Origin of the sequence: Chloracidobacterium sp. N (genome assembly GCF_018304765.1) — a bacterium.
Classification (GTDB): Bacteria; Acidobacteriota; Blastocatellia; order Chloracidobacteriales; family Chloracidobacteriaceae; genus Chloracidobacterium; species Chloracidobacterium aggregatum.
Genome location: NZ_CP072642.1, coordinates 1,410,907 through 1,424,064 on the forward strand (window position 1 = coordinate 1,410,907; position 13,158 = coordinate 1,424,064).

The 13,158-nt window shown below is 62.7% G+C and carries 13 protein-coding genes; all 13 read left to right on the plus strand.

Annotation, left to right across the window (positions count from 1 at the left end):
- The first annotated feature begins 211 nt into the window (after window positions 1-211).
- The 13 genes from J8C05_RS05840 to J8C05_RS05900 all read left to right on the plus strand — a co-directional run bounded on the left by J8C05_RS05840 (window position 212) and on the right by J8C05_RS05900 (window position 13,132).
- Window positions 212-2,248 carry a S9 family peptidase gene (locus J8C05_RS05840; protein ID WP_211421345.1) on the plus strand — a complete coding sequence of 679 codons (2,037 nt, stop codon included), beginning with the start codon at window positions 212-214 and terminating at the stop codon, window positions 2,246-2,248.
- A 12-nt stretch (window positions 2,249-2,260) separates the two neighbouring features.
- Window positions 2,261-3,628, plus strand: coding sequence for a methylenetetrahydrofolate--tRNA-(uracil(54)-C(5))-methyltransferase (FADH(2)-oxidizing) TrmFO (gene trmFO / locus J8C05_RS05845; protein ID WP_211421346.1), 1,368 nt, complete (start codon window positions 2,261-2,263; stop codon window positions 3,626-3,628).
- Entirely contained in the window at window positions 3,625-4,578 is a 954-nt protein-coding gene (locus tag J8C05_RS05850; RefSeq protein ID WP_211421347.1) for a VWA domain-containing protein, read from the plus strand. The genes trmFO and J8C05_RS05850 overlap by 4 nt, the downstream gene beginning before the upstream one ends.
- A 225-nt stretch (window positions 4,579-4,803) precedes the next feature.
- Window positions 4,804-5,022 (plus strand): hypothetical protein, encoded by a 219-nt coding sequence (locus J8C05_RS05855; protein WP_211421348.1) that lies wholly within the window; start codon window positions 4,804-4,806, stop codon window positions 5,020-5,022.
- Window positions 5,019-5,600, plus strand: coding sequence for an NUDIX hydrolase (locus J8C05_RS05860; protein ID WP_211421349.1), 582 nt, complete (start codon window positions 5,019-5,021; stop codon window positions 5,598-5,600). The genes J8C05_RS05855 and J8C05_RS05860 overlap by 4 nt, the downstream gene beginning before the upstream one ends.
- Window positions 5,601-5,603: 3 nt before the next feature.
- Window positions 5,604-6,395 carry a glycosyltransferase family 2 protein gene (locus J8C05_RS05865; protein ID WP_211421350.1) on the plus strand — a complete coding sequence of 264 codons (792 nt, stop codon included), beginning with the start codon at window positions 5,604-5,606 and terminating at the stop codon, window positions 6,393-6,395.
- Entirely contained in the window at window positions 6,373-6,801 is a 429-nt protein-coding gene (locus J8C05_RS05870) for a diacylglycerol kinase (RefSeq protein ID WP_211421351.1), read from the plus strand. The genes J8C05_RS05865 and J8C05_RS05870 overlap by 23 nt, the downstream gene beginning before the upstream one ends.
- 24 nt (window positions 6,802-6,825) lie before the next feature.
- Entirely contained in the window at window positions 6,826-7,860 is a 1,035-nt protein-coding gene (gene waaC / locus J8C05_RS05875) for a lipopolysaccharide heptosyltransferase I (RefSeq protein ID WP_211421352.1), read from the plus strand.
- 125 nt (window positions 7,861-7,985) lie between these two features.
- Window positions 7,986-8,336 (plus strand): histidine triad nucleotide-binding protein, encoded by a 351-nt coding sequence (locus tag J8C05_RS05880; protein ID WP_058867453.1) that lies wholly within the window; start codon window positions 7,986-7,988, stop codon window positions 8,334-8,336.
- A 91-nt stretch (window positions 8,337-8,427) separates the two neighbouring features.
- Window positions 8,428-9,420 carry a serine/threonine-protein kinase gene (locus J8C05_RS05885; protein ID WP_211421353.1) on the plus strand — a complete coding sequence of 331 codons (993 nt, stop codon included), beginning with the start codon at window positions 8,428-8,430 and terminating at the stop codon, window positions 9,418-9,420.
- Window positions 9,421-9,653: 233 nt separating this feature from the next.
- Window positions 9,654-10,343: an OmpA family protein gene (locus tag J8C05_RS05890; RefSeq protein ID WP_211421354.1), complete on the plus strand. Its 690-nt coding sequence runs from the start codon at window positions 9,654-9,656 to the stop codon at window positions 10,341-10,343.
- Window positions 10,344-10,767: 424 nt separating this feature from the next.
- Window positions 10,768-12,297: a M91 family zinc metallopeptidase gene (locus tag J8C05_RS05895; protein ID WP_211421355.1), complete on the plus strand. Its 1,530-nt coding sequence runs from the start codon at window positions 10,768-10,770 to the stop codon at window positions 12,295-12,297.
- A gap of 229 nt (window positions 12,298-12,526) precedes the next feature.
- A complete protein-coding gene (locus tag J8C05_RS05900; protein ID WP_211421356.1) occupies window positions 12,527-13,132 on the plus strand; it encodes a hypothetical protein in 606 nt (201 codons plus the stop codon).
- Window positions 13,133-13,158 lie beyond the last annotated feature (26 nt).

Here is a 13,158-nt window from a genome sequence, read left to right on the forward strand (position 1 = left end):
CCCGTTGCCACCGGGACGGTTGGCAGGTGTGGGAAAGTGGAACCAGAAGCCGGGCCAGTGCCGACACCTGCGGCCGGGACGCCGGTGGTAGCGATACGTCATCCGGCTGGAGTATCCTTTCACTTTGGCCCGGGGCGTCCGGCGGCGGTATGTTGACCAGCCGGCGTCCGGCCCTATTTTCTCCATGTGTCAATCACACAGAAAACACGCCATGTTCACCCTGAAGCCGTTTCTTACGGTTCTCCTGGCTCTAAGCTGGGCCCTCAGCCTGTCAGGTCTGGCGCTGGCCCAGACCGCGCCTGCCACGGCACCCCGCCGGCTCGACAAAGGGACGTTCATGGAAATGGAGTCGGTGACAAATCCGGCCATTTCCCCGGACGGGCGGCAGATCGTGTTTACCCGTACTTTCGTGGACAAGATGACGGACCGCTACCGTTCCACCCTGTGGATTGTGGAGCGCGATGGCTCGCGCGCCCGCGAGTTGACCGGACAGACCTACAGCGCCCGTCAGCCGGTGTGGGCGCCAGACAGCAAGCGGTTGGCCTTTGTGGCGGAACGGGACGGGAGCGCACAGATTCACGTCCTGACGCCCGAAACCGGCGATCTCGTGCAACTGACCCGTGTCGAGCAGGAGCCATCCGATCTGCGGTGGTCGCCGGATGGAAAGCAACTGTTGTTTTCGATGCTCGTGCCCGATCCTGATTCCCCCCTGCCCATCAAGCTGCCGGAAGCGCCGAAGGGCGCGCAGTGGGCCAAGCCCGCCTTGGTCATTGACCGCATGGTGTGGGCTGTGGATGGGCAGGGACAGATTCCCCGTACCAAACGGCAGGTGTTTGTGCTGGATGCGCGGCTGGGCGGGACGCCACAGCGCATCACGGACGGGAAGTACAGCTACGATGACCCGGAGTGGTCGCCCGATGGCCGGCAGGTGTATGTGTCCGCCATCCGGCGGGATGACTGGGAGTTTGCCCGGGGTGACAGCGAAATCTATGTCATCACCCTGGCCACCCGGGAACTTCGGGCGCTGACTGACCGGCGTGGACGCGACGCCCAGCCGAAGGTCTCCCCGGATGGGAAACGCATTGCCTACGTGGGGTATGACCAGCAGAAGCTGACCTATCACATTTCCAGCCTCTACCTGATGAACGCCGATGGCAGCGAGTCCCGGCTGTGGGCGGGCGAGCTGCCCAGCTCCCCGACGCAGGTCACGTGGGTGCGGGATGGCAGCGGGGTGTATTTCCTCGTGGAGGAGCGCGGTACGGCACAGCTTTACTTTGCTCCGGTGAACGGAAAAGCCCGCCGGATCACCGAGGGGACGCACGTCCTGAGCAGTTTTTCGCTGGCAGATAACGGGCAGGTGGCGGCCATCCGGTCGAGCTTCCGGGAGCCGGGAAACCTGGTGACGTTTCCGGTCGCCAGGCCCGGCGAGCTGCAGGTGCTGGTGGATGTCAATGCGGACGTGCTCGCCGGCCTGGTGCTGGGCGAGGCTGAAGAACTGCGCTTCAGGTCATCCGACGGGCTGGAGATTCAGGGCTGGCTCATCAAACCGGCGGACTTCGATCCGGCGAAGAAATATCCCATGGTGCTGTGGATTCACGGCGGGCCGTGGTCCATGTACTCGGTGGCCTTCAACTGGGCGTTTCAGAACTTTGCCGCCGAAGGCTACGCCGTGCTCTACACCAACCCGCGTGGCTCGACCGGCTATGGGCAGGCGTTTGTCAACGGCATTCAGTATGCCTATCCGGGGAAGGACTACGACGATCTCATGGCCGGGGTGGATGCGGCTTTGGCCAGGGGGTTCATTGACGAGCGCAACATGTTTGTCTGCGGCGGCTCCGGGGGCGGGGTGCTGACGGCGTGGATTGTCGGGCACACCGACCGGTTTGCGGCCGCTGCTTCCATGCGTCCGGTGGTCAACTGGCATTCCTTTGTGGGAACGACCGATGGCCCGGTGACGTGGTACGACCAGTTTGAGAAGTACCCGTGGGAGGACCCGCAGGCGTTTGCTGTCCGGTCGCCGCTGAGCTACGTCGCCAGAGTGACGACGCCCACGATGCTGCTGACCGGCGAAGCCGACTTGCGGACGCCCATCGGGCAGACCGAGGAATACTACCGGGCGCTGAAAATGCTGGGGAAACCGACGCTGCTGGTACGGGTTCCCGAAGAGTTCCACGGCTTTCGGCGGCCGTCACATCAACTGGCCCAGCAGCTCTACCTGCAGGCGTGGTTTGGGAAATACCGGCGCTGAACGGGGGGAACCATGCATGACAACGTGGTGACGGTGATTGGTGGTGGGTTGGCCGGATGTGAAGCTGCCTGGCAGTGCGCGGAACAGGGCGTGCCGGTGCGGCTTTATGAAATGCGGCCGGTCAGGCCAACGCCGGCGCACACAACGGACCGTCTGGCGGAGATTGTCTGTAGCAACTCGTTCAAGTCGGATGAAGTCAACACCGCGCCGCACCTGCTCAAGGAAGAACTGCGGCGGGCGCGCTCCCTGCTTATCGCCGTGGCCGAGGCGACGCGCGTACCGGCCGGGGCGGCGCTGGCCATTGACCGGGAACGGTTTGCGGCCGAGGTCACGGCGCGGATTGCTGCACATCCCCGGATTACGGTCATCCGGGAGGAAGTCACGCGGATTCCGCTGGACGGCGTGACCATCATTGCCACCGGGCCGCTGACCTCGGACGCCCTGGCGGCTGAGATTCAAAACCTGGCCGGGGCGGAGCAGTTGTACTTCTACGACGCCATTGCACCGGTGGTGGATGCTGAAACCATCAACTACGAGGTGGTGTTTCGCGCGGCCCGCTATGGGAAGGGCGGGGATGACTACCTGAACTGTCCGCTGAACAAGGAGCAGTACGAGGCTTTCGTGGATGCCCTGCTGGCGGCCGAGTGCGTGGCGCCCAAGGCCTTTGAGACCGACAAGGCGCAGTATTTTGAGGCCTGCCTGCCGATTGACGTGGCCGTACGTCGGGGGCGGGACACCCTGCGGTTCGGGCCGATGAAGCCGGTGGGGTTGTGCGATCCGCGTACCGGCAGGGAGCCGTATGCTGCGGTGCAACTGCGCCAGGAAAACCTCATGGCCGACAGTTACAGTCTGGTGGGCTTTCAGAACTCGGTGAAATGGGGCGCGCAAAAGGCCCTGCTGCGGATGATTCCGGGGCTGGAACAGGCGGAATTTCTGAAGTTTGGCCAGGTTCACCGCAACACTTACGTGAACGGCCCGAAACTGCTGACGCCCACGCTTCAGGTCAAACACGAGCCACGGCTGTTTTTTGCCGGGCAGATTTCGGGCGTCGAAGGGTACGTGGAATCGCTGGCGACGGGGCTGGTGGCGGGTCGGTGGGCGGCGGCGCTGGTGCAGGGCAAGCCGCTGCTGCCTGTTCCGCGGGCGTCGGCCATTGGGAGTCTGCTCAACTACGTGGCCCACTGCGAAAACAACGATTACCAACCGGTCAACATCACCTTTGCCCTGCTGCCGCCGCTGGCGGAGCCCGAAGCCAGGGCCTATCGGCGGCGGCCGGAGCGGCGGGCGCGGCAGATTGCGTTGGCGCTGGCAGCTTTTGGTGAGTGGCTTATGGCGATGGAGGCGGGGAAGTCATCCTCCCTGGCCGGTGAGGCAGCATGAAGAAAACATGGCAAGTATGGTGGCGGATAGCGGTTTGGCTGCTGGGCGTCGGCAGCCTGTCCGTGGGGGCCCAGGTGGTGCCCGTGCCGGCCGATACCCTGCCGGGGCGTAACGGCGATACGGCGGCCGATGTTGTCGTGCGGGCGGACTATGTGACGGTGCTGACTTCGGTCAACAGCACGACCGGTCTGCCGGTGCAGAATCTGAGCGATACCGACTTCGAGATTTATGAAGATGGCCAGTTGCAGGTCATCAGCCGGGTGGGGCGGCAGGCGGATCAGCCGCTGCGGCTGGCGCTGTTGCTCGACATCAGCGCCAGCGTCCGCAACCGGTTGAAGTTTGAGCAGGAGGCGGCGCTGGATTTTTTCCGGCGCGTGCTGCGCCCCCAGGACCGGGCGGCGTTTTATGCTTTCAATCACGATGTCTATCTGCGTCAGGACCTGACCTCCAGCCTGAGTGCGCTGGAAACGGCCGTGCGCGGGCTGGAGGCGCGGGGGGCAACGGCGCTGTACGATGCGATTTTCATTGCAGCGCGCCGCCTGGAGCGTGAACCCGGACGGCGGGTGATCATCGTGGTCTCTGACGGACAGAACACGGTCAGCCGGGTGACGCGCGAGCGGGCGCTGGAGGAAGTCAACCGGACGGACGCCATCATCTTCGGCATCTGTCCCATCATTCGGACGGAATATGACGACTTTCTTCCGCCGCCGGACAATGACTTCGACCTTCTGTGCCGGCAGACAGGCGGACGGGTCTTTATGGTGACGAGTCTCTCCGAGTTGACGACGGGTTTTGCCCAGCTTGAAGCCGAGCTGCGGGCGCAGTATGTGCTGAGCTATTACTCCTCAAATGACGCGCGGGATGGCCGGTTTCGCCGCATCGAGGTGCGCGTCAAGCGACCGGGTGTCACGGTACGCGCGCGGAGCGGCTACTATGCTCCGACCCAGTAGTGACGGCTCCGGTCGTGACGGTGTGGCGTGTCAGAGCGTACCGTGAAATCCCGCTGTGGAGCCTGGCCAAAATTGACTTGCCTGTGCTTCTTTGCATACGATGGGTGTGCTTTTTCCCGGCAGGTTGAAAACTTGGGGCAGGGTCAGTGATGACCGGCCAGCGGGACTGGCGGGTTGCCTCTTTTTCGAGTCTGGGGAATCCTGTGGTGCGCCGGAGGTGGGGTGATGAAACGTGACAATCCGTATCTGCAAGAGGCAACCAATCGTCTGAGCCATATTCTGCGCGAAGTGGTGTGGGAGTCGCCGCGGGTCCGGTCAGAGCTGCATAACCTGCGGGCTGAAGGCCATGAGGTGACGATGATTGTCGAAGTGTCGCTGGCGTTTCATGCGCGGCAGGACGGTTCACGGGCGCTGGCGGCCACGGCGAACCAATCCGAACGATGAGCATTCGTCCGTGGCACAAGTTGCCTCCCGAGCCGCTGGCGGATGCCAAGGTGTTTACGCTCCACCGGGAGCGGGCCTGTCCGCCGGAAGCGGAGGCTGCCAACGAGGCTGCGGCGCGGGATTTCTACGTCATTCACGCCCCGGACTGGGTCAATGTGATTCCCGTGACGCCGGACGGCGAGGTGGTGCTGGTGGAGCAGTATCGCCACGGAATCCACCACGTGACGCTCGAAATTCCGGGTGGGATGGTGGATGCCACAGACGCGACGCCGGCGGTGGCGGCCGCCCGTGAACTCGAAGAGGAAACCGGCTATGTGGCGGCGACCATCGAGCCGCTGGGCTACTGCCACCCCAACCCGGCCATTCAAAACAACCGTTGCCACAGCTTTGTGGCGCGCGGGGCGCGCAAGCTCAAGCCGACACGCTTTGACGGCAATGAGTCGCTGGCGGTGCGGCTCGTGCCGCTGGAGACCATCCCGACGCTCATCACGACTGGGCAGATTACGCACGCTCTGGTCATTGTGGCTTTTCACCGGCTGAGCCTGGTGAATCCAATCCTTCCCAACGTTTCAGGATGACTCATGCCCGGCAGGTTGTCCGTTGTCATTCCGGTCTATAACGAGCGCCGTACCCTGCGTGAGCTGATCGCCCGGGTGCAGGCCGTCCGGTTGCCGCTCGAAAAAGAAATCATCTGTGTGGATGACTGTTCGACCGATGGCACGACTGACATTCTGCGGGAGTTGGCCGCAACACAGCCCAATCTCCGGGTGCTGTTTCAGCCGGTCAACCGTGGCAAGGGCGCGGCGCTCCGCGAAGGCTTCCGGCAGGCGACCGGGGATTACGTGATTGTCCAGGATGCTGACCTGGAATATGACCCGGAAGACTACCCGCAGATGCTGGCGCCGCTGCTGGAGGGGAAGGCGGATGTCGTGTTTGGCTCGCGGTTTATGGGTGGGCGTCCGCACCGGGTGCTGTATTTCTGGCATTCGGTTGGCAATCGCCTGCTGACGTTGCTCTCCAACATGGTTTCCGACCTGAACCTGACGGACATGGAAACCTGCTACAAGGCCTTTCGGCGGGAGGTCATTCAGTCCATTGTGCTGGAGCAGGATCGGTTTGGGTTTGAGCCGGAGATTACCATCAAGGTCGCGCGGCGGCGGCTGCGGGTGTATGAGGTTGGGATCAGCTACTATGGGCGCACCTATGAAGAGGGCAAGAAGATTGGCTGGAAGGATGGGATTCAGGCGCTCTGGTGTATTGCCAAGTATGGGCTGACCGTTCCGCGCACGCCGTTGCCGTTGCCGCCGGCGGAAGCCGCAGCCTACGGTTCACATCCTGCTCCGCAGACGGATGAAACCACCACCCTCCGGTGATGCGCCACCGGCACGCGCCCGGCTGGAGGTCCCCCGGTTGTGGGCGTCCTTTGGTTATGCCTGGGCGGGACTGGTGCGTACGTGGCAGTCGCAGCCCAATTTTCGCATTGAGTGCACGATTGGCGGGCTGGCGTTGGCGTTGGCCTGGTGGTTGGAGGCCGGGCTGGTGCCGGTGTTGGTGATGTCGGCGCTGGTGTTGTCGCTGGAGGTGGTCAACAGCGCGATTGAAGCCGTGGTGGACTTGGCTTGCCCGGAGTTTCATCCGTTGGCGAAGGTGGCGAAGGACGCGGCGGCCGGGGCGACGCTGCTGGCGGCGGTGTTTTCGGTGCTGGTGGGGCTGGTGGTGCTGGGGGTGCCGTTGTGGGGGAAGGTGCGTGCGGCGTGGGATTTTCTGACATCCATCTGATAACGCAATAAGCATCTGGCTGGTGTGCACTTTTTGATCGTCAAACTGAGCAGCATTGGGGATGTCGTGCATGCCATGCCGGCGGTGGTGGCCCTGCGCCGGGCGTTTCCCACGGCCCGGCTGACGTGGGTTGTCGAGCGCGTGGCCGCGCCGTTGCTGCTGGGCGCGCCCGGTCTGGATGAGGTCATCGTTCTGGACACCCGCGGCTGGCGGCGGCAGTGGCACCGGCGGGAAGTGCTCCGTCAGGCGGCGGCTTGTCTGGCCCGGCTTCGCCGGTATCCGGTGGATGTGGCGCTGGATTTCCAGGGGCTGATGAAATCGGCTGCCGTGGCGTGGTATTCCCGGGCCCGGCGGCGGATTGGCTTTGCAACGGACGCCCTGCGTGAACCGCCGGGCCGGCTGGCTTACACGGAACAGGTCGCCGTTTCACCTTCTGAGCATGTGATTCGGGCGAATCTGCGTCTGGTTGAGGCGTTGGGCGTTGCGCCGCCGGAAACCTACGAGTTCTGGCTGCCGCCGCTGGAGGACGAAGCTGCCTATGTGGCCGGACAGTTGTCCCGGCAGGGCATCACCGGACGCTTTGCGCTGCTCAATCCGGGTGGCGGGTGGGTGACGAAGCGGTGGCCGGCGGCCAACTTTGGGTATCTGGCGGAGTTGCTTTGGAGGCAGCATGGACTGGCCAGTGTCGTGACTTATGGGCCGGGTGAAACGTCGCTGGTTGCGCAGGTTCAGGCCGTGGTGCGGGCGGCGCCGGTGGCGTCCTTTCCGACGAACCTGCGGGAGTATCTGGCGCTGGCGCGGCGGGCGACGGTGTTCGTTGGGGGGGACACGGGGCCGCTGCATCTGGCGGCCGCCGTTGGGACGCCGATTGTCGGTCTGTATGGGCCAACGTCCGCTGAACGGAACGGCCCGTTTGCGGCGGCCGACAAGGTGGTTGGTCTCGATGCGGCATGTCGTACGGACTGTTATCGCCGTACCTGTCAGCAGCATATCTGCATGGACATTTCAGTTTCCCTGGTGGCACAGGCCGTTGGAGACCGCCTCCGCGCCCTGTCCTGATGGGGGCAAGTCCGGGGGGAGATTTTTGTTTTTGGGTGACTGGCCTGTGTTACGATGCGTGCCAAAGGCAGGCTGTTTGGTGCGGATACAGGAACGTCAGGAAATGACGTTGGGAAAGAGGTGACATGGCTGAAGCAGACAACATTTTTCTCAGGATTGCCCGTGGTGAAGCTCCGGCAGACATCGTTTATGACGATGAACAATGTGTGGCTTTCCGGGATATTCATCCGCAAGCGCCAACTCACATTCTCATCATTCCACGGACGCCGATGGAGTCCCTCAATGAGGCTTCCCAGAGCGATGAAGCCGTTCTGGGGCATCTGTTGCGGGTTGCGGCCAAAATCGCCAACAAGGTCGGTATTGCCGAGACTGGCTACCGGACGGTCATCAACACGGGTCCCGATGCCGGGCAATCGGTGTTTCAGCTTCACGTACATCTTCTGGGAGGGCGTCCGCTGGCCTGGCCGCCCGGCTGAAGTGACGACGTGGGGTTTGTCATAGGGTTTTTCTGTTTGTTGGCAAACCATGAAAACCTGTCCTCGATGTGGGCGAGTGTGGACAGACACGATGCGTTTCTGTCCCCTGGATGGCACGGAACTCCCGCAGGCGCGCACAACCTCATCCACCACGATTGCCCGACGGATTACCCATGAGGAACCACGGGTCGAGTTGCCGTCGGCCGGGCAGGACCCGCTGATTGGTCAGGTGCTGGAAGGGAAGTACCACATCCAATCCAGGATTGGTCAGGGGGCGACCGGGGCCATTTACCGTGCCGAGCGCATCAACATTGGTGATGCGGTGGCCGTCAAGGTGCTCAAGCCGGAGTTTGCCGAGGACTATGCGGCTTCTGAACGCTTTCGCCGCGAGGCGCTGGCGCTGGGGCGCATCCGGCATCCCAACGTCATTGCCATTTATGACTACTTCGAGCAGCCACGCCAGGGGGATCGCCCGGCGTCCATCTTTCTGGTCATGGAGTTGCTGTCGGGCAAGACCCTGCGCGACATTCTCCGCCAGGAGCATGTGCTGGACATTCGCCGGACCGTACGCCTGATGGTGCAGATTTGCGCGGCGCTGCACGTGGCCCATGAGCGGAATGTGATCCACCGCGACCTGAAACCGGAAAACATCATGGTCGAGCAGTATGATCGCCAGCAGGAGATGGCCAAGGTCATTGATTTTGGGCTGGCGCGGCTGCGGATGACCGGCAAGCTCATCAAGACTCTGACGGAGCAGGGGCGGGTGGCTGGGACGCCGTACTACATGGCGCCGGAGCAGTGGATGGACCGCCCACTCGATGCCCGGACGGATGTCTATGCGCTGGGTATCATCTGCTATGAAATGCTCACCGGGCGGGTGCCGTTCCATGCGGATACGGTCATGCAACTGGCCAACAAGCATGTCAAAGCGCCACCCCAGCCGCCGATTGAGCTGCGGCGGGAGCTTCCCATGGGCGTTTCGCAGGCGATTCTGCGGGCGCTGGCCAAGCAGCCGCAGGAACGGCCGTCCACGACGTTGGAGTTGGCGGATGCTTTGCAACGAGGACTGCTTGGGACAGGATGAGTTCTTGGGAAGCTGTGCGAGTTTGCGTTGCTTGGCATGCGGTCAGTGGTTGCCAGACGCGGCAGGTCAGAAGAGGGTTTAGTTTTCCCAGCCGGGCATGGTAGTCTCTGGCTGAATTTTTGCTGAGGTTTGAAGGCTTCAGATAAATCTGGTGAGGTCGGTGTCCAATGTGGGTATCGTCCACGACTTTCTCGAAGGAGTGACGCATGACAAGGAGATGGGGATGGCTATGCATGCTAGCTGCCGCGGCCGTGGTTTTTGGCCCAGCTTGTGCCACCAAAAAGTATGTTCGCACGACGATTGACGAGCGGGTTGCCCCGCTTGAAGGGCGTACGGAGGAGTTGGAGCAGTCTGTGGCGCGCAACACTTCGGCGATTCGGGACCTGGACACCCGCCTGTCGGCGCGGATTGATACGGTCAGCGCCCGGGCCGAGGAAGCCAACACCCGTGCGCAGGCGGCCGAGCGCAAGGCCGAGGAGGCCCAACTGGGTGTCGAGCGTACGAACACGCGGTTGACCGAGACGGCACGTGCCGTTGACGACTTCATTGAAGTGCGAACGGTGTCGGTGTACTTCCAGACCAACCGGTATGACCTCAGCCCGGAAGCCAAGGCGGAGCTGGATGCGCTGGCGGAAGCGGCCAAGTCGCGCCGGGGCATTCGGATTGAGCTTTCCGGTTTTGCCGACCGGCGTGGCAGCGAAGCGAAGAATCTGACTCTGACCGAAAACCGGGCCAAGTCCGTCAAGCTGTACCTGTACAACGTGCACAAGATTGAGCCGTGGCGGATTGAGTACATCGGGGCGGGCAAGATCAACGACAACGCCCGGACGCCGGAGGAACTTCAGCGCAACCGCCGGGTGGATGTGCGCCTGTTGGCGAACCGGGTGGTGACGGAGGCGGAAGAAGGCAACCCCGGGCCATAATGGGGGCGCGCCTTTGGTTGTGGGCCTCTGGTTTTGACTGGTGACAGCCGCCGTCCGGCTGGCGAGGCTTCAGCCGGGCAGTTTCTGGGTGGATTGGCATCGGGAGGGCAATCGGCCACTGTGGGTCGATTGCCCTCCCGGCTTTTTTGGGCTGTGGTGGCTGTTGTTGATGGGGGGCTTGGGGGCGATAGCCTGTGGATGGGGGAGAACGGAGTGGGGCAGGTTTGCGACATGGTTCTGATAACGAAATGACGGGGGATGGCGCCGGCTGTCCGCTGGCTTCAGCGGGCTGAAGGGAGTGGCCTGGAGAAAATTGGAAAAAATTTTGACGCCGGATGGCAACGTTTCAGGGAGGTTACCGATGACTGAAGGTGAGACGAGCTTTTGACATCCACCTTTGTTTCGGAGGCACCATCTGAAAGCCATGCGAGTCGCAGCCAAATCAACGCCATCGGTCAACCCGGCATCCACCACGTCCATTCCCCACAAGCTGGATTTGCGTTCGGCGGTCGCCCAGCCGTCGGCATCCACACCGGTCAGCTTTGGCAAACTCAACGATCTGCAAGCCCTTGGGCAGAACCTCAAGGCGCATCTGGCGCAGGCCACGGGGCAACAGGTCACGGGTCAGCCGTCAACGGCAGTGGCCACGAGTGGCTTTTCACGGGAAGCGACCGTGACCCGCGTCAACGGCCAGGTGGTCATTGATACCGGAGCCGGCGACGACCAGATTCGGGTGACGCAGGATGCACGCACGGGCGATGTGACTGTGTCGGTCAACGGCGAGTCGCGGACGTTCACCGGAAATGATCGCAACAACCTCGTGATTCGGGCCGGGGCGGGGAACGATGTGATTCAGGTTGACCCGGGCGTGACGGTCAACCTGCGGCTCTTCGGCGGCGATGGCGATGATGTCATCACCGGCGGCAGCGGCCACGACCGGATTGATGGTGGTGCGGGCAATGACCGCATCAATGGGGGTGCCGGCAACGACTATATCTATGGCGGCGATGGCAACGACACGCTCCAGGGCGGTGACGGCAACGACACGATCTATGGCGGCCGGGGCAATGACCTCATTTATGGCAATGCCGGCAATGACTACCTGGAAGGCGGCGAAGGCAACGACACCATATACGGCGGTGAAGGCAATGATGTCATTTCCGGCGGGCTGGGCGATGATCGGCTGTTTGGCGGCGCTGGGGACGATGCCATCTATGCCGGGCAGGGGAAAGATGACATCAGCGGCGGCAGTGGCAGCAACAAGCTGTATGTGCAGGCGGAGGACACGGTACGGACGGCACCGCGCGGCAGCCGCAACCAGGTGGTGACGGTGGAGCTGACGGGCAATCCGGGCGGTTTGGGGGTGATCGTGCGTGGTTCGGATGAGTTCCGGCAGCGCGTGATGGACGATCTGGAAATGCTTCGCTCATCGCCGGCGGGACGGCAGATGCTGGCCAGCTTTGATGCGGCGCGGCAGCGGGATCGCGTCACGGTGACGATTGAGGAAATCACCGAGGACAACGGCTTTGCTTCGCGCTCACGCGGCTCCAATCCCTTTCTCGATCCGGCCACCGGACGCCGTGGCACGCCGACCAATGCCACCATTGGTTACAACCCGACCTTTGCGCCGACTTTTGAGTTTGCCGATGGCACGGCTGCCTATACGCCGCCGTCCGTGGTGCTGTATCACGAAATGGCGCATGCCTATGACTACACGCACGGGACGCTGCGCCCCGGCACGTACCAGGGCGTGGATACGGCCGACCGTGGGCGCGTGCCGAACTTGGAGCGGGTGGCCGTCGGTGTGCCGCTCGACCATGACAACGATCCCCGGACGCCCGAACAGCTTGACAATGCCAACCATCCCTACGCGCTGACAGAGAACGGCATCCGGGAGGAAATGAACCTCCAGTTGCGGCGGAGCTACATGCTGGCCCGGCTCTCCGGTTTCTGAGCCGCTTTACGCTCCGGGGATACAACCGCTACTCTGGAAGACTCCCGCCGAAGGTTTCGGTCCGGGAGTCTTTCGCTTTTTTGGGACTGATGTTGATGGCGACCTTATGTGGGGACGACTGATCGGGGGGCTGGTGGTGGTGTTGTGGCTGGGTTGTTGGGAGAAAACGCCGCTGCCTTCCCAAACTCCACGCCATAACGAAAAGAGGGCTGTCCGGGAAACCACTGCCATGGAATCGTTGTTTGTCGTGCATGTCGAGCAGGATGGGCTGCGTTGTGATCTGCGGGGCCACGTGTTGAAGGCAGGGGTTCACGACGGCATCACCTATCCGTGTGATCATCTGGTTGTGACCTACACGTTGGAAAATCAGGCCGCGGTTCCCTGCTATGTGTGCAACCGGGGACACGCAAATGCGCGTTCAACGCTGGGTTACGTCGAACAACGCCCCGCCGGGGTGGTGGAGCTGAGCCAGAAAGCCTTTTTGCCGCCGCCGGACTGTCCGCCGACCTACGTGCCGGTGTTGCCGCGCGTTTCGGTACTCAAGCCGGGTGAACGGCAGACCGAAAGCGTTTATTTCGAGCTGCCGCTCAAGGCGCACACACCGTTTGATTTCTGCTTTTCGGAATCAGAAATGGCACCACTCACCGGGTCGCAGATGGAGTTCCGGCTGGGCTACCTCCGGGCGGACGAAGCCGGGGGGGAGGATGGCGTGCCGATGCCGGCACAGGTACGGGAAAACGACACGCTGCCGGCGGCGTTGTCCCGGAGGCAGCGTTTTTTGTCGAGCGGGGTACAGGCGCTTCCGCCTGGGGCGGTGCGCCCGGTTGCACCATAGTTGGCGCTTCCACGAAAAGCAGCTTT

Excerpts from the sequence above, each read along its gene's own strand:
- J8C05_RS05840 (WP_211421345.1), top strand. The coding sequence starts at position 212 with ATGTTCACCCTGAAGCCGTTTCTTACGGTTCTCCTGGCTCTAAGCTGG.
- trmFO (WP_211421346.1), top strand. The coding sequence starts at position 2,261 with ATGCATGACAACGTGGTGACGGTGATTGGTGGTGGGTTGGCCGGATGT.
- J8C05_RS05850 (WP_211421347.1), top strand. The coding sequence starts at position 3,625 with ATGAAGAAAACATGGCAAGTATGGTGGCGGATAGCGGTTTGGCTGCTG.
- J8C05_RS05855 (WP_211421348.1), top strand. The coding sequence starts at position 4,804 with ATGAAACGTGACAATCCGTATCTGCAAGAGGCAACCAATCGTCTGAGC.
- J8C05_RS05860 (WP_211421349.1), top strand. The coding sequence starts at position 5,019 with ATGAGCATTCGTCCGTGGCACAAGTTGCCTCCCGAGCCGCTGGCGGAT.
- J8C05_RS05865 (WP_211421350.1), top strand. The coding sequence starts at position 5,604 with ATGCCCGGCAGGTTGTCCGTTGTCATTCCGGTCTATAACGAGCGCCGT.
- J8C05_RS05870 (WP_211421351.1), top strand. The coding sequence starts at position 6,373 with ATGAAACCACCACCCTCCGGTGATGCGCCACCGGCACGCGCCCGGCTG.
- J8C05_RS05880 (WP_058867453.1), top strand. The coding sequence starts at position 7,986 with ATGGCTGAAGCAGACAACATTTTTCTCAGGATTGCCCGTGGTGAAGCT.
- J8C05_RS05885 (WP_211421353.1), top strand. The coding sequence starts at position 8,428 with ATGCGTTTCTGTCCCCTGGATGGCACGGAACTCCCGCAGGCGCGCACA.
- J8C05_RS05890 (WP_211421354.1), top strand. The coding sequence starts at position 9,654 with ATGCTAGCTGCCGCGGCCGTGGTTTTTGGCCCAGCTTGTGCCACCAAA.
- J8C05_RS05895 (WP_211421355.1), top strand. The coding sequence starts at position 10,768 with ATGCGAGTCGCAGCCAAATCAACGCCATCGGTCAACCCGGCATCCACC.
- J8C05_RS05900 (WP_211421356.1), top strand. The coding sequence starts at position 12,527 with ATGGAATCGTTGTTTGTCGTGCATGTCGAGCAGGATGGGCTGCGTTGT.